Annotated in this window: 19 protein-coding genes; 3 read left to right on the plus strand and 16 right to left on the minus strand. The window is 30.7% G+C overall.

The features are described from left to right. The 5 genes from IPH62_10290 to IPH62_10310 all read right to left on the minus strand — a co-directional run bounded on the left by IPH62_10290 (window position 1) and on the right by IPH62_10310 (window position 5,640). Window positions 1-1,287, minus strand: coding sequence for a glutamyl-tRNA reductase (locus IPH62_10290; GenBank protein MBK7105660.1), 1,287 nt, complete (start codon window positions 1,285-1,287; stop codon window positions 1-3). Between the two features lie 24 nt (window positions 1,288-1,311). Then, complete coding sequence (gene ccsA / locus IPH62_10295) at window positions 1,312-2,136, minus strand: cytochrome c biogenesis protein CcsA (protein MBK7105661.1); 825 nt, start codon at window positions 2,134-2,136, stop codon at window positions 1,312-1,314. A gap of 177 nt (window positions 2,137-2,313) precedes the next feature. After that, window positions 2,314-3,156: a hypothetical protein gene (locus tag IPH62_10300; GenBank protein MBK7105662.1), complete on the minus strand. Its 843-nt coding sequence runs from the start codon at window positions 3,154-3,156 to the stop codon at window positions 2,314-2,316. Between the two features lie 25 nt (window positions 3,157-3,181). Continuing rightward, a complete protein-coding gene (locus tag IPH62_10305) occupies window positions 3,182-4,363 on the minus strand; it encodes a cytochrome c3 family protein (protein ID MBK7105663.1) in 1,182 nt (393 codons plus the stop codon). Further along, window positions 4,360-5,640: a hypothetical protein gene (locus IPH62_10310; GenBank protein ID MBK7105664.1), complete on the minus strand. Its 1,281-nt coding sequence runs from the start codon at window positions 5,638-5,640 to the stop codon at window positions 4,360-4,362. Before IPH62_10310 ends, IPH62_10305 begins: the two co-directional genes overlap by 4 nt. Before the next feature lie 306 nt (window positions 5,641-5,946). On the opposite strand from IPH62_10310, the gene IPH62_10315 reads away from it, so the two are divergent. Next, the gene (locus IPH62_10315; GenBank protein MBK7105665.1) at window positions 5,947-6,621 is read left to right on the plus strand and encodes an FMN-binding protein; all 675 of its coding nucleotides are present in this window, start codon (window positions 5,947-5,949) and stop codon (window positions 6,619-6,621) included. A gap of 73 nt (window positions 6,622-6,694) precedes the next feature. Here IPH62_10315 and IPH62_10320 read toward each other — a convergent pair whose 3' ends face one another. The 9 genes from IPH62_10320 to IPH62_10360 form a co-directional block, all read right to left on the minus strand. Beyond that, a complete protein-coding gene (locus tag IPH62_10320) occupies window positions 6,695-9,163 on the minus strand; it encodes a cytochrome b/b6 domain-containing protein (GenBank protein MBK7105666.1) in 2,469 nt (822 codons plus the stop codon). A 149-nt stretch (window positions 9,164-9,312) separates the two neighbouring features. Next, entirely contained in the window at window positions 9,313-10,155 is an 843-nt protein-coding gene (locus tag IPH62_10325; protein ID MBK7105667.1) for a cytochrome b/b6 domain-containing protein, read from the minus strand. A 33-nt stretch (window positions 10,156-10,188) separates the two neighbouring features. Then, window positions 10,189-12,111, minus strand: coding sequence for a hypothetical protein (locus IPH62_10330; GenBank protein MBK7105668.1), 1,923 nt, complete (start codon window positions 12,109-12,111; stop codon window positions 10,189-10,191). Between the two features lie 111 nt (window positions 12,112-12,222). Then, complete coding sequence (locus IPH62_10335; GenBank protein MBK7105669.1) at window positions 12,223-13,371, minus strand: response regulator; 1,149 nt, start codon at window positions 13,369-13,371, stop codon at window positions 12,223-12,225. Window positions 13,372-13,398: 27 nt separating this feature from the next. Next, window positions 13,399-14,202, minus strand: coding sequence for a response regulator (locus IPH62_10340; GenBank protein MBK7105670.1), 804 nt, complete (start codon window positions 14,200-14,202; stop codon window positions 13,399-13,401). Then, complete coding sequence (locus IPH62_10345; protein MBK7105671.1) at window positions 14,202-16,043, minus strand: HAMP domain-containing protein; 1,842 nt, start codon at window positions 16,041-16,043, stop codon at window positions 14,202-14,204. Before IPH62_10345 ends, IPH62_10340 begins: the two co-directional genes overlap by 1 nt. A 26-nt stretch (window positions 16,044-16,069) precedes the next feature. After that, on the minus strand, window positions 16,070-17,188 hold the full coding sequence (locus IPH62_10350) for a cytochrome c3 family protein (GenBank protein ID MBK7105672.1): 1,119 nt from the start codon (window positions 17,186-17,188) through the stop codon (window positions 16,070-16,072). Beyond that, window positions 17,185-18,429, minus strand: a complete 1,245-nt coding sequence (gene hybB, locus IPH62_10355; protein ID MBK7105673.1) for a Ni/Fe-hydrogenase cytochrome b subunit — start codon at window positions 18,427-18,429, stop codon at window positions 17,185-17,187. Before hybB ends, IPH62_10350 begins: the two co-directional genes overlap by 4 nt. Beyond that, a complete protein-coding gene (locus IPH62_10360) occupies window positions 18,429-19,328 on the minus strand; it encodes a 4Fe-4S dicluster domain-containing protein (protein MBK7105674.1) in 900 nt (299 codons plus the stop codon). The genes hybB and IPH62_10360 overlap by 1 nt, the downstream gene beginning before the upstream one ends. Before the next feature lie 322 nt (window positions 19,329-19,650). Here IPH62_10360 and IPH62_10365 point away from each other — a divergent pair, with 322 nt between their 5' ends. Next, the gene (locus tag IPH62_10365) at window positions 19,651-21,690 is read left to right on the plus strand and encodes a bifunctional 3-deoxy-7-phosphoheptulonate synthase/chorismate mutase (protein MBK7105675.1); all 2,040 of its coding nucleotides are present in this window, start codon (window positions 19,651-19,653) and stop codon (window positions 21,688-21,690) included. Between the two features lie 57 nt (window positions 21,691-21,747). Here IPH62_10365 and IPH62_10370 read toward each other — a convergent pair whose 3' ends face one another. Together IPH62_10370 and IPH62_10375 are read right to left on the minus strand one after the other, a co-directional pair. Then, a complete protein-coding gene (locus IPH62_10370; GenBank protein ID MBK7105676.1) occupies window positions 21,748-22,266 on the minus strand; it encodes a DUF481 domain-containing protein in 519 nt (172 codons plus the stop codon). 1 nt (window position 22,267) lies between these two features. Then, complete coding sequence (locus IPH62_10375) at window positions 22,268-22,750, minus strand: GNAT family N-acetyltransferase (GenBank protein ID MBK7105677.1); 483 nt, start codon at window positions 22,748-22,750, stop codon at window positions 22,268-22,270. A 114-nt stretch (window positions 22,751-22,864) separates the two neighbouring features. Here IPH62_10375 and IPH62_10380 point away from each other — a divergent pair, with 114 nt between their 5' ends. Next, complete coding sequence (locus tag IPH62_10380) at window positions 22,865-23,764, plus strand: EamA family transporter (protein ID MBK7105678.1); 900 nt, start codon at window positions 22,865-22,867, stop codon at window positions 23,762-23,764. Window positions 23,765-23,780 lie beyond the last annotated feature (16 nt).

Here is a 23,780-nt window from a genome sequence, read left to right on the forward strand (position 1 = left end):
TTATTCCTTATTTCCATTTTCTGAAATGTTATCCAAATCAAATAAAAATTTTAAAGTGCTTGTATGAATATTTGTTTTATCAAGATCATCATTATTTTCTGCAAGTTCGCGTAATTTTTTTGTCGGATTGTGTAAAATTCTTCCCACTAATCTTTTTGTCATTTCTTCCAATTTAATAAAATCTTCATCAGAAACTTTATTTTTAATTTTGTTCAGCTCATCAAATTCAATCGATTCAAAAAAAGAACGCAAAGATTTTATTGTTGGCACAATTCCCAAAGTATTATACCAGCTGTAGAATCCTTCAATTTCTTCATTAATTATATTTTGAACTTTCGGAATTTCGTGTTTTCGTTTTTGCAAATTTTGATCAACAATAATATTCAGCGAATCAATATCATTGTAAAATACGTTATCAATATTTTTTACTTTTGGATCTATATCTCGTGGAATTGCAATATCCATTATGAATATAGGCGTTCCTTTACGTTTTGAAATTGCAGATTTAATATCATTGTATGAAACAATAAAATCTTTTGAACTTGTTGCGCTAATAATTATATCAAATTTGTGAAGATGATTTTTAAATTCTTCAAATAAAATAGTTGAACCGGAAACTTTTTTTGCTAACTTTCCGGCTTTTTCTTCTGTTCTGTTTGTAATTGTAATTTTTCCAATATTTCTACTATTTAAATGAATTGCGGCTAATTCGCTTGTTTCGCCGGCGCCAATTATTAATGCTTCTTTCTTATCAAGATTTGCAAATATTTTTTCTATTACTTGAATTGCCGCATAACTTACGGTTACAGCTCCTTGCGAAATTAAAGTTTCCTTAATTGCACGTTTTCCAATTCTTACGGCAACATCAAAAATTTTACGAGTTGTTGTATTGGAAAAATTTTCATCAACGGAAAGTCTGAAACTTTCTTTGCATTGACTTAAAATTTGACTATCGCCAATGATTAGTGAATCAATTCCGGAAGCTACGTGAGCAATATGTCTTAACGCATTTTCAGTATCATAACTTTCTATGTTTCCGAATTCTAAATTATCAACATTTTTAAAATTTATTAATTCTGCGAAAAGTAAGTTTTGATGAATTTGATGATTTATCGGAATTCCAAAAATTTCCGTTCTGTTACAAGTGGATAAAACAAATCCTTCCTTTAACAATTTGTTTTTAAGTAACGAAATAAATTTTTGTTGTTCTTCTAAACTTAAATGAACAGCTTCTCGTTGTTCAATAGTAGAAGTTCTATGATTTATTGAAATACCAATCAAATTCATAACAAAATAAAACTTAAAAAAATATTAATAAAACGAATGAAAAGTTTGGGCAAATACGTTTGAAGCCAAAAGTGAAAGTATTGCAATCACAAAACCAATTAATGAAAATAATATAACTTTTTTACCATACCATTTTGCAATTAATTTTGTGAGAATTCCAATTCCAAACACAAGCCATACAATACTTACTGAAATTAATTTTGGATCAACATAACTAATTTTTGGGAACGCAATTGGCAGCCAAATAAATCCAATTAAGATTGATATTGTAAGAAGAATAAATCCTATAAGTACAGAATAAAAATTTAATTTCTCAAGAATTTCCAAACTTGGAAGTCTTTTAAAGATCAAACCATATCTATTGAATTTAATTTCTTTATAAAGCAGAAAAAATAATAATCCATGAACGGCTGCAATTGTAAAACCCGCATATCCGCCTAATGCGCTAACAACATGAATTCCAAGTAATCTGTTGCGCAATACTTCTTTTACTTCAATTAAGTCTTGAATAAAAATTGAAGAAATTAATTGGAAGATTAGTGAAAATAAAATTATGAAAGATCCGGTTCCTCTAATATCCGTAAGCAATTCCAACAAGAAATATGAAAACCCTAAACAAAATGCCAGCACCGTAAAAATCTCAAACTTATTTGTAATCGGCGGATGATTAAATTCAATTGTTCGTAAAATTAAATAAAGTAAATGAAGTAAAAGCGTAATGAATAAAAATATTCTTTTTGCGTTGTGAACTTTACTATCATCTTTTATAAAATTATAAAGATAAATTCCAAAAGTTAAGGAATAAAAAATGGGGAGAATTATATTTAATGAATGAACAGAATCTATCATACTTTATTATTTTCAAAATTGATAAAATTACAAATGAACTTATTGAGTGAGTAAAATTACTCAATTCTTATGAATTTATTTTGTGAAAAATATTTGCCAAAAGTTATTTTTAAAATGTTATATAACAAAAAAGGCATCCAATTGAATGCCTTTTCAAAAATTATTTTTATACGGATTTTAATTTAAATTCTTTTCACCGTTTGCATGAGTAAATTTGTTTAAAGTTCCATCTTCGTTAAAAGCCGAAGGATGACAATTATTACTTGCACAAGTTTCTGCTTCCGGATCAGTTCCTTCTAATAAATGTCCTCTTGGCGGAAGAAGATGACAAGTTCCGCACGCAGCTTGAGTTCCATCAACTCGATTCCATTTAGGAGTAAAATTCTCACCGGTTATTACATCTGCTTTATAAATAAATGCAAAATCCGGATCAACATCAGTTTTCTTGAATTCAAAATTTCCGTGGCAATAATTATTTTCGCAAGTTAAGTTTGAAAAGCTATATCCGGAAATTGACATTTCAGCGGGCAATCCATCTATATGAGCTTTAACAAAATCGCCGTTTCCAACATTTGAAGGATGACAAGTGAAACAAGAATATCCGTTGCTTAAATCACTTTCGTAAACGTGAGATGAATGTGCACCAACACCTTTGCTTGATGTTTCATAATTATTTGAAATATCAGTCGGAGGTGCAATTTTTGTATCATCTGCAAAAACACCATGACAAGTATTACAAGCTTCCGGTCCGGCACTGCTTGAGTGGCAATCGAGACAACTTTCGTTTACTGTTCCGCCGGAATAATCAGCTCCGTGACATTTTTGACATTGAACTAAATCCCAATTGGTTGATTGAAGTTTAAAACTATGAAAATCATCAGAACCCAATTTTCCAAAACCTTCCGGATGAACACCTTCTAAAATTGGAGTTTGAGTAATTTCGTCTTGAACTTCACTGCAATTAAAAAAAGCTAATGAAATTAAGCCAATTAGAAATATAGATAAAATTTTTTGTTTCATTTTTTTACCAATAATGTGAATTTATTTAATCTTCATCTGCTCCGTGGCAATATCCACAGAAGCCAACACCGGCAATATTTGTATTTGAATGACAATCGTAACATAATGAAGCGCCGTCTGAATGCCAATCTCCTTCAGTATCACTCATAAAACTTGATGGATGAGTTTTTGGATTTGTACCTTTTACTCCGTCCGGATCTGAATGACAAATTATACAATTTGGATCTGCGCCTTGTGTATCATGGCAAGAAGCACATCTTTCAATATCTCTTTTTGCAAGAATTGCATGCTCTGAACCCGGAGTTAATCCCGTAACAAAATTTGGTGAAGTATGCGATAAAGGCATTATTCCGCCCATTGCAAAATCACCGTCTTCCGAAGTATGACATTCTGCACAAAATGTTTCTGTTTGATGACAAGTTTGGCAATTATCAGTTTTTCCTTTTGCATCAATTCCGTGTGTAAATCTAAAATTCAAATCATGAACTCGAGTAATTACTTGCTGCTTTGTTCCATCGACATATTTATGAGGAGAATAAGGTGTATAAAAATCATTGTTTAAATTTGTTTCTTCAATTCCGATTGTTGCAACATGGCAATCTTCGCAGAATGTTTCTTGGCTATGACACATTTCGCAATTATCATTATTGAATTTGTGATTTTTGAAAAAGCCAACTTGCTGATGATTTTCCGGAATTAAATTAACTGTAGAAATATGACATTGTTCACAATTGTTTGTTGCAACTGAAATATCATTATGACAAGCAAAACATTTTTCCATTGATGGATTTGCACCGGCACTTTCAAAACTATAATTAACTTCCATAATTCCAACATGGCAATCCTCGCATTTCATTGATTGATTTTCCAAATGAAATTTGTGATTGAATAATAATTCAGAAGTCTTTGGACCCAAAGTTTCGAAAACTCCATCATAGTGACACATTTTACAATTTTCTTCATCTTCAACATCGTGACAAGCTGCACACTCTGCTTTTGTAGGAAGCAAACTTTTCCCCAAATTACTACTTTCCGCAACATTCGTGTGGCAATCAGCACATTCAGCATTGCCATCATGAGCACTGTGCGAAAATATAATTATTGATTGATTTCTGGTTTTAACTTCTTCTGAAGTTGTAAAATTTGTAAAACCAAAGTAAAGGATTGAAGCCAATCCCACAATTGTATAAACGTATTTTAGTTTCATAATAAGTCTAAATTTGTATTGAACCAATAGTTTATTTTGAAAAACAATCTTAAATCATTTTTGTAAATTTTATTATCAGAAAATTGTCCTTGCAAATCAAAAGAAAGAGTTTGCCAAGGTCTAACATTCACGCCGGCTAAAGCTGAAATAATATTATTAGCTTCGTCACCTTCAGAAAGTTTATAATTTGTATATGCCAAACCGATTGAAGGGGTTAAAAATCCATCTAAAAATGTTCTTGCTGAATAAGCTGAAATTGAACTTAATTCTCCGGCATAACCTAAAGTCTGTCGGTAACTTAAACCGCCGTAATTTGAATTTACTCCAAGTGTAAATCTTTGAGAATTATCATCTTTATATTCTACATTTCCGAACTTTCCGTAAACCGTAAAATCGGAATTTATTTTATAATCAGCACCGGCTTCAATTTCACTTGTATTACCAAAATCGAAAACTGCAAATATTGAATTGTATCTTATTTGAGGGGCACGATAATTATAATAAAGATTTAGACCAAGATCTTCTGTAGCAGAATATCTTCCGCTTAATTCTGCTTTAGATAATTCCATAAAGTTGAAATCATAATTTACTCTTGCATTAACATCAAGTAATCCAAAATAAGCAATAGCTGCAGAGCCATATCGGAATTGATTAGATTTGTTTTCGATCAGTATTGTAATTGGATTTAAATTTATATCTAATCTTTGAGCTTCGTAATCTAATGGTTTGAAATTTTTATCTACATAAGAAAGTGAAATTTTTGTATTATCTAAACCTTTATAAGTAACTTCACCGCCAAAAATATTATTGTTTTTTAAATCTTCGGAAAATTCTAACTTTTGGTAAGCCGGAACATTTCCGCCCCAATAACCGCTTAAAGTAAAATCACTAACATCAACTTTTAGATTAGCTCCGTCAAAAAGTCCGCCCGCAACTTGATTAAATATTGGTTGTCTTCCCAATTTTAAAGTTGCAACATCAAACAATTTTCTTGCTTCAAAGTATAAATTGTAAAATCTTAATTTGGGATCGTTTTCGAGAGCATCACCAAAATTTGTCTCGAAATTTAAACGGGATTTAAGTGAATAATTTCCTTCATTAATATTGAGGATTAAAGTCTCATATCCTCTAAGGAACATATCACTATTATCGATTGTTTGAGCTCTTTCAAATGCATATAGCGAGGAAGAAATTTTTCCATTAATATTTTGTGCTAACAAACATTCAGTAAAAATGAGCAATGAAAAAGCAAAATAGAATAGTGTTTTTAATTTCATTTAATTCTCTATTTTCTTTACTGGTAAATAATGTTCAACAATTATTTGTAAATTCAGAATTATTCAGATATTCTGTACTTAATTTTATTTTTCTAAAAAGTTCAAAAAAATATGGAACTTTGACATATAATTTATGTAAAAAAGATAACAATATCCTAAGAAAAATAAAAGAATTTTATGATTATAAATTAGTAAAATTTTGATTAATTTTTTGATCAATAAATTGCAAATTAATTGAAATATTCTAATTTGAATATTCTTTTAAAATTATTATGTTTTTACTACTTAAAATAAAATGAGGAAAAAATGAAAAAATCTTTTTTAATGAACATTTCAATAATGTTATTTTTTGTTGCTGGAAATTTGCTTGCTCAATATACTCCGGGAACATATAAAGGTTCAGCAATTGGAAGAGCGGATAATGAACATGATGGGCTTGTTGAAGTTGAAGTTACTGTTTCTGAGTCCAAAATTGAAAATATAAAAGTGTTAACTTATCACCAAAGTGTTGATCATAAAAAATATGGTGCTTTAGTAACTGAAGCACAAACAAAAATTCCAGCTCAAATTTTGGAAAAACAATCCTTGGAAACAGACGCAATTACTGATGCAACAATGGCAACAAATGCAATTAGTTTAGCAGTTGCAAAAGCATTAGCTCAAGCTGCTGCTCCAAAATATACACCCGGAACTTACAAAGCTACAGCAATGGGAAGAAGTGATAAAGAACATGATGGAATGATTGAAGTGGAAGTTACTGTTTCTGACTCAAAAATTGAAAAAATAAATGTTGTAAAATACAATCAAAGTGTTGATCACAAAAAATACGGCGCTTCTGTAACTGAAGCCAAGAATAAAGTTACAACTCAAGTTATTGAGAAACAAAATTTAGATGTTGATGTTGTTACTGATGCTACTTTTGCTACTGTTGCTTTAGATTTGGCAGTTGCTAAAGCTTTGGAAAAAGCTCGTACAAAATAATTGTAAGTAAAGTTTAAAATTAAAAAGGCATCTAATTTTTGATGCCTTTTTTTGTTGCCCAATAAATTATCAGTTATGCTAATTGTTTCATAATTTTTTCTGTTTCTTCTTCATACCACAATCTAAGTTCCAGGTCTTTATTTAATTCACCTTGAATAATATTTTCTAAATCATAATCATTCTTTTCAAGAGTTTCTTTGAAAAGTTTAGTGTAGTTAGTTAATTTCTTTCGTGGATGTTTTTCATAGTTAAATTCAAACCACTCTAATACAATTCTCTTAAAATGATTTTCATGATGATGACGATAATGTTCCAAAGTCATTTTCCCGTCTGTCCATGCAAAACTCATTGGGTATTCCGAAGGTCTGTAAATTACAAAGAACCAATGCCAAACTATAATTGCAAGCGATGCAAGAATTGCTTCCATAAAATGGATTATTTCACTTACTTTAATTAACCAAACCGGTGCCCAATCGCCAACCATTGTTGGAAACCATAAAAGTAATCCGGTAATTGCCATAACAAAAGTTCCCCAAATCAAAGCCCAATATTCAGCTTTTTCTGCATAATCATACTGGTTGAATTCAGGATGTTTTTTTGATAATCTTAAATAGTAAGTTATATTATCTCTTAAATCAGTTATATCTTTAAAAGTTGGAAGAAGTTCTTTAAATACATCTCTACCACGTGCTGTAAATGTCAAATAAAATACATGATATAAACTCAAAACAATCATTAAAACAGCCGAAACTCTGTGAGTATATTGTCTTACTGTTTCACTCATTCCTAATGTATGAAGTCCTTCCGCCCAAAAACTATTTGGATATTTTAATGCAAATCCGGTAATTGCTAAAACAATAAAAGAGGTAGCTAACAAAATATGTTGAACTACTTCGTTTCTTGTAAAGCGGGGCATACGAATTGCATTTTTTTCCTTTCTACGTTTTTTTCTTGTTTCATATAAAAATATTAGAAGGTTATGAACAAACATTCCTCCAATAACTGCAATTATTAACCAGAAATAAATATTGCTTACAAAACTTTCTATTGATCTTGCACTTTCTGATTCTGTTTTATGTGAATAACTTTTGCTAAAAATTTCTGTTGCATCGGTATGACATTTTTGACAAGTTTTTGTAACATTATCTGGATTTGTTGAAGCTTGGGGATTACTGCTTGGTAAAATGCTATGAACATTGTGGCAATCAATACACAAAGCAGCATCTTTATCACCTCTAATAGCTGCTAATCCGTGGTAACTATTTAAATATTCTTCAACTTGATTTCCTTCTTTCCCATATTTTTTAGCAACACGAGAACCTTCATGGCATCCAATACAAGTTTCTTGCTGCATTAATAATCTATTTGCTTCTCTTCCTTCCGAGCTAATTTCCTCAATATTGTGTTCATTGTGACAATCATTACAAACCGGTGCATCTTTAATTCCACGCTGAACTCTAAACCAATGAACAGAATTTTTATATTCTTTAACTTCTTTTTCATGGCAATTTTCGCAAGTATTCGGAAGATTTAGAGTAGAAATTTTTGAACCTTCCTGCACTCTATTTTTTATATCATGAACACCGTGGCAAGTTGAGCAGTTTGCTGCATCTTTTTCACCGGCTTTTACATGTTTTCCGTGAACTGATAAAGAATACATTCTTCCCGGGCGAACAACACTCATTTTAAATTTTTCTTCAAATTTTGGATCATCATGGCATTTGCCGCAAGTTATTGCCAAATTTTTAGGATGTACTTTACTTTTTTCATCATCAACTTTTTGAATATCATGAGCTCCATGACAACTACTGCAGTTTGCGGCTTCACTTATTCCTTCAGCTAATTTTATTCCATGAATGCTTTGAGAATGTTCTTCAGCAATATTTTTGTGACAAGTTTCGCAAGAAGCAGATTTTGCCATATCTAAATCAGCTTCATGATCTTGCAAATTTGCGACTGCAAATGTGTGACAATCTGCGCAAGAAATATTTTTATGTACGGATTTTTCTAATGCAAGAGTTTGCTTTTCTATATCTTGATGACATTCTGCACAAGCTACATTACTAACAAAAACTTTATTATGAAAACTTTCAGCACTTTTTCCATCGGTGTGGCAATCAGAACAAAAATATTTTGTTTTATCAGAAATTGTATTTATTGGTTTTGCATTATGATAAGAATGGCAAGTAAGGCAAGTCGGAATTTTTTTATCCTTACTTTCAATCGTTAGTCTATGATGAATATCATTTTTTGTTTGATCAGAAATTTTGCTGTGACAATTTGCGCAATCAACTTTATAAATATTTTTTCCTTCTTTATGCGGAATATCATATGCGTCAAATCCCTTATGGCACTCGATGCAAGAAACATTTTTATGCGCAGAAATATTGAAGTTTTTTTCATCAACAAATAAAGAAACTTCTTTATTATTTCTAAATCCTGTTAGATCTTTATCGCTGTGACAATCAATACAATCAGAATTGGTTTGAGAAAAAAGTAGTTGTGAAAAATAAAAAATAAACAAAATTATATATGATTTCATCTCGTAACTTATTTTTGTGAATTGATAAAGTTTTGGACTTTTTTGAGTTAAAAAGATTATAATATCCTTTTCTAAAATATCCAGAAAATCTCTCTTTGTCAAACTTGAAAGTTAATAGATGTTCGAAACTGAATTGGTAAAAATTAAATTTATTTGTATAGAAAAATCATCGCATAAATAATCATTATAATTATAGAAAATCCAATAATTAATGCTGTGTAACCAAATATTTTTGAAGCTTTTATAAGCCATTCCTGCGGCGGTTCAACCAAATGTTTTTCTAATTCCGAATTTGCAATCATTTCATAATATTGTCTCGGTCTGTCTTCCTTAAATTCTTCTATTGACATACTTCCGGTAAAAATTGTTGTATCAATTGGAAATTTATCTGGTCTGAAATGCGTATTAAAAAAATGAACAGTAAAAATAAATCCTACCGCAAGCAGAGCTTCATCGGAATGAATTATTGTTGCAACATTTATAAACCATCCGGGAATTCCCAAGCTTGTAAAAAACTCGGGAAACCATAAAATTAGACCGCTAATTCCAATTACAGCAACGCCCCAAAACACTGCAAAATAATCAAACTTTTCCCAATACGTCCATCTTCCATATTCCGGTCTTGGTCCTTTTCCAATAAACCATTTTATTGTTGCGATAAATTCTTTCAAATCACGTTTATTAAACATCATTGAATTTTCGCCGGAAAGTAAATAACGGAAAGATTTAATTTTACTTTTTTTGAATAGAAAATAAATATGAATTCCAAAGTAGGCAAAAGTTACAGTTGCGCCCAAACGATGAATAAAACCGGTAACTTGATAACCTCCAAGAAGGGAAGACAATGTTTGAAAAATTCCAACATCTGCAAATTTTATTATCATTCCGGTAATTGCAAGAGAAATAAAACTAACAATTATAAGTAAATGAGTAAATCTTAAAATTGGAGGAAATCGTTGAACATATTTTTCTTTTTTGATTTCGGTGCTCAAAATTTATTCTCAAAATTAAATTTGGAAAATTATTTAGTGATTATTTTTTTTCAGCTTTTTTTCCTTCAATGCGCGTGGAATCCAAAGTAAAGTATGTAAACCAAAAAATGTAAATGTGGAAACTAATAAAATTGTCATTGCCCAAAATGTATAAAATAAAAACGGATATTTTTCAGAATCATGATGAGTTGCGTGAGTTAAATATCCAACAAATTTATGGTTAGAATTTGGATGACAAGTTTTGCAAGTTTCAACTACATTTGCTCTGCTTAAAGTTGATTTCGGATTATCGGGCGGAAGAATATTATGTGAACCATGGCAATCATAACATTTTGCTGCACCAACTTCACCAAGCTTAGAAACTTTTCCGTGAAAAGTATCAAAATATGTTTTTGTAACTTCCTCATGACATTTTCCGCATTGATCAATTATTCCTTGTCTAAAATCACTTCTCTCAACTCTTTCTATTGAGTGAGATTTATGGCAATCAAAACAAGTGGGAAGTTTTTTATTAGTTTTGGTTATGGATTTACTATGAACACTTTCCTGAAATAATTCATAAATTCCGTAATGGCATTGCGAACATGTTTTAACAATATTAGCTTCATTTATTGATGAGCGCGGATCAGATGATGGAAGTTCTTTATGACTTGTATGGCAATCTGTACAAATAGCTGTAACTGTTAAACCGCTTTCCATCAAACCTTTTCCGTGAATACTCATTTCATAACTTTCAACAATTTTTTTCTGATCACCTTTATATCGCTTTGCGGCTTTTTCTCCTTCTCTATGGCATTTTGCACAAAGCTCGGGAATGTTTTTTCTGAAAGTCATTGACTGAGGATCAGATTTAACTTTTGTTTCATGTTTTTCATGGCAATCCGTGCAATATGGCGCATCTTCATTTTTCTTTGCAAAAAGCTGTCCGTGATAACTTATTTGAAAATCACTAACTTGCTCAGCATGGCAAGCTGAACAATCAACCTTTCCACTTTCTAAACAAACCGGATTATTTGCAACATTAATATTAGTATGACATTTTATACAAGAACTTTCTTTGTGAGCAGAATTTTTAAATTTATCATAATTAACAAAAAGAGAAATTTGTTTTCCGTTTTCAACTTTGGTTAAATCATTTTTAATATGGCATGACATGCAATAATTATCTGTGTATTTTTCATCATAAATAACTCTTCTTACCGAATGCGGCTGGTGGCAATCAATACAAGCCGGAATTTTGTTTGGTTCAGTTTCCCATAATTTTCCTTCAATAACTTTTACATGAACAGCTTCAATCTGCGCATGACAATTACTGCAAGTATTTGCAATGTTATTTCTGTTAATGGATGAATTTGGATCTTGATGTGGAAGAATATTATGTGAAGAATGGCAATCATTACAAACTGCAGTTACAATTAAACCTCGTTTAAATAATCCGTCTCCATGTATTGATTCCGAATAATTTTCCAGAATACTCTTTTGATCAATATTTTTTAGTTCGGAAACCTTTGTGCCGTCTTTATGGCAATCACCGCAAAGCTGCGGAATATTCATTTTATATGTTTTTGATTTAGGATTTTTGCTGCTTAAGATATTATGCTTACTATGACATGTTACGCAATTGGGAGCTAAGTATTTTCCCTTTATTAAAGCTTGTCCATGTAAACTTTTTTCATATTGATCAACAATTTCTTTGTGGCAGTTTGAACATTCAACTTTGGCAATGTTTAAACCTTCTTTGTGAGGAATGTTTTCGGGATCAAAATCAATATGACAATCAATACATTCAAGAATTGGATGAATTGATTTTTCTAATATTGATTTATCAACATATAATGAAATAATTTTTGATTTTTTTTTTATCGATAAATCTTTATCACTGTGGCAGTCCAAACAATCTTCAGAAGACTGAGAAAAGATAAAAGAAGATGTTAATAATAGTAGTGCGATTATCACAAAGTAACCCAGTTAGTTACAAAATGGATTATAATCTTTATAAATGTAAAAGAATAGCTAACTCTAAAACAAGTTATTAAGATTAATCCATTTTGTCAACTGGACTTACTTTTAAGCTGTAAAAAATTTCTTAACTATTTTATCGTAATCAAAATCATTTAATTCTGCAATTTCACCTTTAAAGATTGTTTCTTTTTTCTCTTCCGAATCGGTATTTAATTTAGAAATTTCTTCCATATACTTTTCAATATCTTCTTGATACAAAGCAACTGCAGAATTTCCAATTTGAAGATTTCTAATTTCACTATCCAAATTATCTGCATCAATCGAGCATATCCAATTATTTTCGTATGATGAAACTTCTAACGAATCCATATTATCTTTTAGTGTATTATTGATTTGCGTAACACTTCCGGTAACGGGAGAATTAAAACTAACTTTTCTATTACCTTGCTTAATGCTGAACAATGGCTGATTAGCATTAATTTTCATTCCGAGATTTGGAAAATTTACATCATCAATTTTACCGATTATTTTTTTTGCGAAATCATCAATTCCAACTTTAGCTTTTCCATCTTGATCTATTGCAAGCCAGCAATGATTTTTTGAAATAAATACTCCGCCGGGAATTGCAAATTCTCCCGAATTAAAATATTCACTTCCGGTTAAATGAGAAATATGAACTTGTGGACGAAGTGTTTTTTTAATTCTATCTAATCTCTTGATTAAAGATTTTTTTACAAATTCTAAAAGTTCATCTTCTGTAAATGGTTTTTGTACATAATCCATTGCACCGAATTTCATTACTTCAACTGCGCTTTCAACAGTTGCATAACCGGTAATAATTACAACATCAATATCTGGTCTTAAATGTTTTACACCTTTTGCAACATCAACTCCATCCATAGATGGCATTTTCAAATCTGTAAAAACAAAATCATAGTGATTTATTTGAACTAAGTGAAGAGCTTCTTGTCCAGTTTCTACAGTATCAACGGCGTATCCATCAAGCACAAGAATTTTTCTAAAACTTGATAAAATAATTTCTTCATCATCAACACAAAGAATCTTTGCTTTTGGATTATCCACTTCAGCTCTCTTTAAAGTTTTAGCTTCTTTAGAGAAATCCAAATTTAAACTTACCTTTAGAACATTTTCTCTTTCTATTTTTATTTTCTTTTCTTGTACTCGTTTTATAATAAAACGAATTAGAATATCTGCAATTACAAAAATTATTACGGCTAAAATAAAGAGTGCCATTTTTATCTCCTGTTTATATTTAATTCTTTAAAAATCTGAACTACATGGCGTTAAATTTGATAGTTCAGCATCTATATTATTTGGAATAATTCTATACAACCATCCGTTAAAGTATGGATCTTTCTCTAATAAATTTTTTATTTCAAATATTTGATTATTTACTTCAATAATTTTTCCGCTAACCGGCGAAAGTAATTGGTGAAGAAGTTCTTTGCTGTCAACAATTTTGGCGCAAACTCCGCCTTGGTAAATTGAATCTCCTAATTTCATTAAATCAAGAGATTGAACTGAATTAATTGATTTAAGAAATAAATCAGTTACGCCTATTTTTATAGTCCCTTCTGATGAATAACATAGCCAGCTATCGTGACCAAGTCTGTAATATTTTGTTGGACAAGGAACGTATGCAATTAACTCGTTATTGGATGTTTTGCTCAATTTGAATTTGTCTTTAAAAAGTTTCTGGTATAATAAGCCACGCGAAATTAAACTTATTAACTCTTCAATTGTAAATGGTTTGGGTATAAATCCAATTGCTCCATCGTATAAAACTTTTACAGCATTTTCTAAAGTAGAATAACCGGTTGTAATTATAACCGGCGTTGCAATTCTTTTTTGATTTAATATTTGTAAAAGTTGAAAACCATCTTTTCCGGGCATCATAATATCACTAATAATAAGTCGGTAAGATTTAGTTTCTAATTTTTCTAAAGCTTCATCAACATCAAGGCAAGCATCAGAAGTAAGATTTTCTAAACTTGCAATTTTTTGAATCGCATCAAGAATTACTTTTTCGTCATCTATAATTAAAATATCTTTTGGATTATCCATTATACTTCCGGTAAATGAATTTTAAATGTTGTTCCTTTTCCCACTTCACTATCAACAGAAATTTTTCCTCTATGATTATCCACAATTCCCCAAATAACAGAAAGCCCAAGACCGGTTCCTTTTTGTCCTTTTGTTGAAAAGAAAGGATCAAAAATTTTATCCATATCATTTTTATCAATTCCGCATCCGGTATCGGAAATAATTATTTCCACAAAATTGTGATCGCCGCTTTCATCAACAAAATCCCACTTTTGCCAATTGCATCCGTATTTGGTGCAGCCTTTTAAAGTACCTTGTTCGGGAACCATCAATTTGTAAATTGGTGCTTCACAATTAGGACCAAATTCAGTTTCATCCAAAAGTGATATGCCGCATTCGGGACAAAATAATTTTACTGTTTCATTTCTGTTAAACTGAATTCCGTAATGATGATTATGATTTCCGTAAATTGGATCAAGATGAATAAATCCCTCATTGTTTCCGGATTTTGCTTTTAATTTTATTGATGGTCTTCCGTTTATTTTATGTTCTTCATCAATAAGATCATGTCCTTTTGGACATAAAGCTTTTCTTATTTGAGTTATTCCGTAAGGAGAAAGCTTTATTATACTTGTTTTGATAGAAATTATTCCGCCTTTACTTCCTACTGCATCAATAGCATTTACAATTAGGTTAAGAATTACTTGTTGTATTTGGTTAGAATCTCCGGAGATTTCAGGTATTTTTGAATCGTAATCTTTTTTTAATTCGATGTGATTAATTTTAAGTTGATTAACAACAATACTTAGTGCATTTTCTATAACTGAATTAATTTCAACCTTTCCTCTTTTTGGAGTTGATTGTCGCGAAAAATCCAACAAACCTTTTACAATTTCTCTGCTTCTTTTTGTCTCGCGAACAATAACTTCAAGATCAGCTTTTAATTCGGGATTATCTTTAACTCGATTTAAAAGAAAACTGCTATAAGTTAAAACTCCGGTTAAAGGATTGTTTATTTCGTGAGCAACACCGGCTGCAAGTTTACCGATTGAAGCCATTTTATCAGATTGAAAAAGCTGCATTCTCATTTCAGAAATTTTCTTTGTCATATTATCAAACGAGTTTGCAAGTCGTCCCAGTTCATCTTTTCTTTTTGAGGCAATTCTATAATTAAAATTTCCGACTGCAACATAATTTGTAGCTTCAACTAAATTTCTTACCGGTTTCTGAATTAAATTCTTAACCAATATTCTTACAATTGTTGCCAAAATTAGTGTTGCAATAATTGCAAATAGAATTACATTCATTGTGCTATTTTGTGTTAAATGATCTACTTCATAAAGTGAAACGGAAATATCTAAAACTCCTAAAACAATTTTATCTTCCGGATGCGCATGACATTCAGCTTCCCAGCAGCTTTTTTCATTATAGATTGGATTAATAATTCCCAAAACTCTAGAGGAATCCGGATCAACTCTAAAAATTCTTGTTCTTTCTTTAATTGATAATTTTTGAAGAGGTTCATTTTTTGCATGGCATGCATAACAACTTTCAGCATTTTTATCAACCATATCGCCAATTTCTTTTTCTTCGGTAGAATAAATTATTTCACCTTCTTTATTCAACACTCTAATATTTCTGATACTTTTTTCTTCGCCAATTCTATTAATAATATTGTGAATGTGATCTCTTCTATTTGAGAGCATATCAAAACGAGTACTGTGTCTAATTGTTTCACTTAACTGATTTGCATGTCTTTCAACTTCAGATATTAAACTATCTGATTGTGAAGTAATACTGAAATATGCAAATGTTGCCAATATTAAAATTACAGTTACTGAAACAGCTAATATTAATCGCATTCCAATTTTATTAAATAGAAATACTTTCATTTTATTTTTTCTCCAGGTAAATCATCTGGATAACTTACATCATCGTGACATTCATCGCAAGTTGGTTTTGCTGTATAATTATTTTTTGCGTGACAATTTTCGCAATAAAATTCAATGTGAATATCATCTAATTTTAATCCGGTAATATTATGATCAAAAACTCCATCATTATTTTTATGGCAATAAACACATGCTTGTTTTAATCCAGTGAATTTATTTTTTTCTTTGTGGCATTGACTGCAATCGGAAATGTTATGATATCCGGTTACAGCAAAACCAGTTTTTAATTTATGATCGAAAGGTTTGGCTTCTGAATTTTGATGACATTGATTGCAAGTTTTTTGATTATCTGTTTTGTGACAGCTTGAACATCTTGAATGTTTATCGGCTTTTTTATCAGCAACAAATTTTTCTTTTTTATTATGGCAATTTGCACAACTTTCTTGAGTATGACAAGCATTGCATTCTAATCCGAAAAGCGAAGAATGATCATTATGGAAATAAGTTACAAATTTTCCTTCTTTGGCTTTTGTTTCATAAACAATTTTTGCGGGAATTGTAATTTTAGGATGAACATTTTCTGCACTTTTTACTTTTTTTGAATCAGATTTTTTTTCTGTATTTAATAAATGGCAACTTTTACATTCTGTCTTTTCTTCCCACGTGGAATGACAACCGATGCATTGGCGGTGAAGTGCAGCTTTCAAATCCGGTGTACTTAAGTTTGTTCTGCTTCTTTCGGGTTCGTGACAAGTTACACATTTAACAATTTTTCCGGGTGGATTAAAATGATGGCAAGAAACGCAACCGCCGGACATAAGTGACATTTCAGAATGTAACTTGTGCGAAAATTTTACCGGTTTATATAAATCTTTTTCGACTTTAATTTCTGCGAGATATATTTCATTTGGTCCCTCATCAGGAGAATGTCTGATTATATCTGATTTATTTCGTGGGCAAGCAATTAAGCATGGATTTGCTTTTGTCGGAGTATCGCAAATATGACATTTTTTGCAATCAACATCCATTTGGGCATGTGTTTTTAAATTTGTGATTTGTCCAAATGTAGTTGAGGAAACGATGAATAGAAAAATATATAATTTAATTATTTTCATTTTGCAACTCCGCGGATAGCATATTTTGTTTTAATATTTGCTTTTGTTGAAGGAATACTTATTACCGGAAATATCATAACAAAAAGTCTATACATCAAAATTTCAATTGCTACAAATCCAAGCGTTACAGAAATTTCACCAAATGACGGAAAGTATGATTCAACAGCGTAAGGCGGATTATATGCAGTTACGAAATTGTTAAATCTATTCATTACAACACCGAAAATTACAAGCATTGATGCGATGAATAATCCGGTTGGTGATTTTCTAACTTCGGGTGATAAAAACATTCTTAACGGAACTATTACTCCAATTATAATTTCTATTCCAAACATTATACTGATTGAATTTATTTCTGCTAAGTAAACAAATGTTTCTCTGATAACCATATCGCCAAGTTTTCCAATCAAATAAATTCCTAATAATGGAGCAATAAATTTTGATAAACTTGACAAAACTTCAGTTTCCGGTTTTAATCCAAATGATCTTGATGCACTTAACGATTCCGCAATTACCATTGGAAATCCTACAGAAAATGCGCTCAATAAAAATAGCAAAGGAAGAATAGGAGTTTGCCACAAAGGATGCATTTTGGGTCCGGCAATAATCATTAAAGTTCCCAATGAAGATTGATGCAGACATGAAAGTACAACTCCGGCAATTATAAATACAAACATTGTTTTACTAAGTCCTCTATCAAGAGCTCGTAATAATCGATCAATAATTTTATTAAATCTGCTTAAAAATCCGGGAAGATTAACTTTGTCAATAAATCTTTCGGTAACTATCGGAAGGAATTCTATATACAAAACCGAAACATAAATCATAACACAAATACCAACTTCAAATAATGCGGAATTTCCGTTCCACATTACCAAAGGATGCCAGATATAATACCATCTTCCAATATCTACAAAAACTCCGGTTGCAACAAAAGTATAGCCCAACATTGCGGTTAATAAAGCTGGACGAATAACCGTTTCATATTTATCTCTATGCATTATGTGACCAAGAGCTGCAGTTGTAAATCCACCGGCGGCTAAAGCTACACCGGCTGCAACATCTAAACCAATCCAAATTCCCCAAGGAAATTGATCATTTAAATTTGTTACAGATCCAATTCCGAAGAAAAATCTTCCGAGCAGAAAAATTATTCCGTTTAATGCTATAACCGATAATACAATAACTCCCGGTGTGAAAAACTTTTTACTAATAGGAGTTGGTAAATGTAAATGACTCATTATTTATTCTCCTTTTTAGTTTCTCTATCTTTACTTAACCACATAATTCCACCAAGTAAAGCGTAAACTGCAATTGGCGGAACAAAATATGCAAACAATCCATGTTGAATTGATTCTGAAACTCCGGGTGCCGGATTATTTCCTAATTTTGGAAATACAGAACTAACTAAATCTTTTTGCGCAATATATAACCAAGATGTTCCGCCAACTTCGTATTCGCCAAAAATGTGATCATAATATCTATCTGGATAATTTTTAATTCTTCTCTTGGCTTCTAATATTAAATCTTCTCTTTTTCCGTAAGTCATTGCTTCAACCGGACAAATTTCAATACAAGCCGGAAGTTTGCCGACTTTTGTTCTTTCATAACAAAAATCACATTTCGCAATTTTAGGATCGAGAGCTTTTTCATATTCAAAAGAAGGAACTTGAAATGGGCAAGCAACCATACAATATCTGCAACCAATACATTTATTCGTATCCCAAATTACTGAGCCATTTTCAACTTTGGTAAATGCTCCAACAATACATGCCGAAACGCAAGCTGGATGATCGCAATGCATGCACTGTAATTTTATTGTTGCCGGAGTTTCTTCAGTAAAATATTGATTTACAACGGTCAAACTTTTTGCAGAAGGTCTTCTGTTAGTTTCAAAAGATTTGTCATTTTGGTAATCTTCATAATTTCCTTGTTCAATATCATGAGCACCTTTACATGCCCATTCGCATTTTCTGCATCCGATGCAAACTGTTGTATCAACAAGTACACCTTTTCTTTCGTTACTTATAATATTTTCCGGTGCAGCCTTAATTTTTTTTGGAGTTACAGTAGAAAGCGCTGTTCCACTTGCCCCAATAACTGCAATTGTTTTTAAAAAGTCTCGTCTATTTTGTGACATAGGTTAAACCTTAATTTATTTACGTACATTGAATTTATTGTCCTATTTAAAACTGTTATTTATCCTTTGTAAAGCTTCTTTTTATTTATCATAATTTTATAATGTTACCTACTTTTCAAATGAGAATCTTTTATAAATATAAAATAAGATTTTGTAATCATAATATCGAATTATACGGTTTATATTCGTAAATATATAAAAATATTATAATAAGATAAAGATGACTTATATTAATAAGTTATTTATCGCTTCTGTTATGGCTTTATTAGAATAATTAATTTTCGTACTTTCACTAACCAAAATTTTAAAATATGTGAGAAAAATGGAAGAATCAAAAAAACTGGAAAATTTAAGGGAAAAAATAAATAATCTTGATAACGATCTTTTACAATTGCTTGCCGAAAGAAGAAAATTTAGCTCGGAAATTGTTGAATCAAAAATTGAATCTGATCAGCCGATTAGAGATTTGGATAGAGAAACCGAATTACTTTCTCGTATAATAAATTCCGGTAAAAAAATTGGTTTGGATTCTCATTATGTTTCGAAAATATTTTATGATATTATTGATGATTCAGTTCGTTTGCAGCAAAATCATTTTCAAAAATCTTTGTTTGATAACGGAACCGATGTTATAAGAATTGCAATTCAAGGAATTGACGGCTCTTACAGTTCAATGGCGGCAAAAAAGTTTTTTGCACAATTTAATAAAGAAATTATTTTTATTAGCAAAGAAAGATTTGATGAAGTTGCTTTGGAAGTTGAAGAGGGAAGAGCTGATTTTGCAATGCTGCCAATCGAAAATACAACTTCCGGCGGCATTAATGAAGTTTACGATTTGTTACTTCACACAAAATTATCAATAATCGGCGAAGAAAAATTTAGAGTAAAACATTGTTTGGTTGGATCAGAAAATACAACTTTAGGAAAATTAGAATTAATTTTTGCTCATTATCAAGCTGCGGCGCAATGCAATAAATTTTTAGCAACAATTCCAAACGTAAAAATTCAATATTTTGCCGATACGGCTCTTTCTGCAAAAAAAATTAAAGAAGAAGGTAAAGTTGAATTTGGTGCAATTGCCAGCGAAGAAGCAGCAAATTTTTTCAATTTGAAAATTTTACAAAGAGATATTGCAAATCAACCCGAAAACTTTACAAGGTTTTTAGTTTGTTCAAGAATGACACAAAAAATTGATCCGAGAATTCCCGCAAAAACTTCACTCGTTATGGCAACAGCGCACACTGCCGGATCACTTTTAAAGGCTTTAGCGGTTTTCAGCAAATTTGACGTAAATATAGAAAAATTGGAATCTCGTCCAATCATAGGAAATCCTTGGGAAGAAATGTTTTACTTGGATTTTGAAGGTAATATTCAAGACGAAAAAATTAAATTATTGTTGGATGATTTAGGAATTCATACAAGATTTATAAAAGTTTTAGGTTGTTACCCGACAAAAGAAATTGGTAAAGCTGCGCTTGATTTTCTTGCTGCTTCTGCGGGAAAAACTGATGAAGAAAAGAAAACCGAGCCGGTTCAAAATGTTGAAAAACCAAAGAAATCTTCTAAACCAAAAAGTTATAAACTCGCAAGCAGAGATTATAAATCGGAAGATACAATTATAAAAGTAAATGATATTTCAATCGGCGGAAATAATTTTATTGTAATCGGCGGACCTTGTTCTGTTGAATCTCATGATCAAATTTTTCAATGCGCGCAATTTGCAAAAGAACACGGAACTCAAATTTTACGCGGCGGATGTTTTAAACCGAGAACTTCTCCATATAGTTTTCAAGGAATGGGTTTTGACGGTTTGAACGAATTAAAAAGTGCCGGAAAAAAATATGATATGCCAATAATTACGGAAGTTCTCTCTTCTGAACAAGTTACCGAAGTTGCTTTGCATTCTGATATTGTACAAATTGGCGCAAGAAATATGCAGAATTTTTCTCTTCTTAAGGAAGTTGGAAGAATCCACCGACCTGTAATGCTGAAAAGGGGAATGATGTCTTCACTTGATGAATTATTAAATGCAGCTGAATATATTTTAGCCCACGGAAATCGACAAGTAATTTTATGCGAGCGAGGAATTAGAACTTTTGAAACCGCAACAAGAAATACTTTGGATTTAAGTGCAATTCCGTTTTTGAAAGAACTTACTCATTTGCCAATTATTGTTGATCCATCTCATGCAATTGGAGTTAGAGATAAAGTTGCTCCTTTGGCAAAAGCTGCAAAGGTTGTTGGTGCTCATGGAATTATGATTGAATTTCATCCCGATCCGGATAAAGCTTTAAGCGATGGCGAACAATCATTAACTTTTGAGCAATACGGAACTTTGATGAAAGAACTTTATGAGTTGTAAAATGTATCGAGATAACCTTTTGAAATTGTTTCTTTTTAAATTTTCTAAACTATATAGTTATAAAGCGAAAGTGTAATTTATTAAGAACAAACTATAACTCGAATTTGTATTTGTAAACGTCATTCCGTAATCAAAATTAAAACCAAGTTTTGATTGCGGATTTATTTGATATGCAAAATTTAAACTTAGTAACAATCCCAAATTCCAAGAATTAATATCGCTGAAAGATCTATCATTCAAATAAATTAAACCTAATCCTTCACTAACGTAAAAATTTTCATTGGGATTTTGAAGAAATAAAACAGAAGTTCCAACCGAATAAAAGTAAGAGAAATATTCTATTCTATTATTTCCGGGAAGAAATTTTTCTAATTTTTGTGCTGCGGAAAAGTGAATATTTATTTTATCAAAATAAATTATTGGAGATTGAAATTCATAAAATAATTTTCCGCCAAAAACTGTTTGTGACGGAAAATTTCCCATAAATGAACCTAAACCAATTCCCGCACCAATTTCATTATTTTGTGCATTTAGCTTTATAAAAAAAAATAAAATGATGATTACTTTTATTTTCATTTTAATCTTTTGCAAATTCTAAAAGTAAAGTTCCGGTTAATCTTGTTAAAATCCATTCTGTTTTTAATTCGGCTCCAATTTTTTTGTAAAAATTAATTGCCGGAGTATTCCAATCCAAAACCGACCATTCAAATCTTCCACAATTTCTTTCAACTGCAAGTTTAGCCAAAAATTTGAGCATTTGTTTTCCAAAACTATTTCTTCTAAATTCTTCAAGTACAAATAAATCTTCTAAATAAATTCCTTTCTTGGCTAAAAATGTTGAGTAATTATGAAAGAAAAGTGCAAACGCTACTGGAGTTTCATTAAAATATCCAAGAATTACTTCCGCATTACTTTTTTCATCAAACAAAGTTTTTTTTAATTCTTCTTCAGTTGCAATTACTTGATGTGATAATTTTTCATATTCAGCTAATTTTTTTATAAAATCTAAAATTATCGGAACATCATTTTGTTGCGCAAATTTAATTTTGAAATTTTCCATATTCTTAAAATTTTTTTATTCCAAATTAGAAAAGTTATTTAATTAAAACCAACTAAACTAAATTTTGGAATAATTCTTATTTATATTTCTTAATCAATTTTGAGAATAAAAAGTTTGGATAAATCCGAAATAAAAGCCTATTTAGCTTGGGTTTCAATCTGCATTGTTTGGGGAACAACTTACATTGCAATAAAAATTGGAGTTGAAACATTTCCGCCGATGTTGTTTGCGGGATTAAGATGGATTATTGCCGGTCCAATTTTATTTCTTGTTTTAATTCTTTTTAAAAACAAATTACCCCCAAAAAAAGAAATTAAACATTTAATATTTATTGGAATAATGTTAATTGGTTTTTCAAACGGATTTTTGGTAATTGCAGAACAATGGATTCCAAGCGGATTGGCAAGTTTGTTAATTACAACAATGCCGTTTTGGGTTGTGGGAATTGAATCATTTTTACCGAACGGACCCAAATTTAATAAAATAATTTTTAGCGGATTGGTAGTTGGCTTTCTGGGAGTTTCATTAATTTTTATAAGTGATTTTGAAAATTTATTTAGACCGGGATATTTTTTAGGAATATTATTTATTTTCTTAACAATAATAGTTTGGTCAATTGGAAGTTTATATGCGAAATATAAAAAATTTAGTTCTCCGCCGCTTATGCGTGCGGCAATTCAAATGATTGCCGCTGGAATTCTTCAGTTAATAATTGCATTATTTTTAGGAGAATTTGAAAATTTTGTTTTTGAGAAAAACGGACTCTTAGCAATAATTTATCTCGTAATTTTCGGATCATTTTTAGGTTATGTTGCATATATTTATGCGATTTCAATTCTACCGGTTGCGTTTGTTTCAACGTATTCTTATATAAATCCGGTTATTGCATTATTTTTAGGCTGGTTTTATTTGGATGAAAAAATTGATATAAATATTATAATCGGAACAATAATTATATTTTCCGGTGTGGCTTTAGTCCAATTCGGAAACCGAAAAGAAGTCAAAAAAGTCTAAAATTCCCCAAAATAAT

This window comes from Ignavibacteriota bacterium (assembly GCA_016708125.1).
Lineage (GTDB): Bacteria > Bacteroidota > Ignavibacteria > Ignavibacteriales > Melioribacteraceae.

Excerpts from the sequence above, each read along its gene's own strand:
- IPH62_10320 (MBK7105666.1), bottom strand. The coding sequence starts at position 9,163 with ATGAAATCATATATAATTTTGTTTATTTTTTATTTTTCACAACTACTT.
- ccsA (MBK7105661.1), bottom strand. The coding sequence starts at position 2,136 with ATGATAGATTCTGTTCATTCATTAAATATAATTCTCCCCATTTTTTAT.
- IPH62_10310 (MBK7105664.1), bottom strand. The coding sequence starts at position 5,640 with ATGAAATTAAAAACACTATTCTATTTTGCTTTTTCATTGCTCATTTTT.
- IPH62_10350 (MBK7105672.1), bottom strand. The coding sequence starts at position 17,188 with ATGAAAATAATTAAATTATATATTTTTCTATTCATCGTTTCCTCAACT.
- IPH62_10305 (MBK7105663.1), bottom strand. The coding sequence starts at position 4,363 with ATGAAACTAAAATACGTTTATACAATTGTGGGATTGGCTTCAATCCTT.
- IPH62_10300 (MBK7105662.1), bottom strand. The coding sequence starts at position 3,156 with ATGAAACAAAAAATTTTATCTATATTTCTAATTGGCTTAATTTCATTA.
- IPH62_10375 (MBK7105677.1), bottom strand. The coding sequence starts at position 22,750 with ATGGAAAATTTCAAAATTAAATTTGCGCAACAAAATGATGTTCCGATA.
- IPH62_10365 (MBK7105675.1), top strand. The coding sequence starts at position 19,651 with ATGGAAGAATCAAAAAAACTGGAAAATTTAAGGGAAAAAATAAATAAT.
- hybB (MBK7105673.1), bottom strand. The coding sequence starts at position 18,429 with ATGAGTCATTTACATTTACCAACTCCTATTAGTAAAAAGTTTTTCACA.
- IPH62_10345 (MBK7105671.1), bottom strand. The coding sequence starts at position 16,043 with ATGCGATTAATATTAGCTGTTTCAGTAACTGTAATTTTAATATTGGCA.
- IPH62_10315 (MBK7105665.1), top strand. The coding sequence starts at position 5,947 with ATGAAAAAATCTTTTTTAATGAACATTTCAATAATGTTATTTTTTGTT.
- IPH62_10340 (MBK7105670.1), bottom strand. The coding sequence starts at position 14,202 with ATGGATAATCCAAAAGATATTTTAATTATAGATGACGAAAAAGTAATT.
- IPH62_10290 (MBK7105660.1), bottom strand. The coding sequence starts at position 1,287 with ATGAATTTGATTGGTATTTCAATAAATCATAGAACTTCTACTATTGAA.
- IPH62_10370 (MBK7105676.1), bottom strand. The coding sequence starts at position 22,266 with ATGAAAATAAAAGTAATCATCATTTTATTTTTTTTTATAAAGCTAAAT.
- IPH62_10335 (MBK7105669.1), bottom strand. The coding sequence starts at position 13,371 with ATGGCACTCTTTATTTTAGCCGTAATAATTTTTGTAATTGCAGATATT.
- IPH62_10360 (MBK7105674.1), bottom strand. The coding sequence starts at position 19,328 with ATGTCACAAAATAGACGAGACTTTTTAAAAACAATTGCAGTTATTGGG.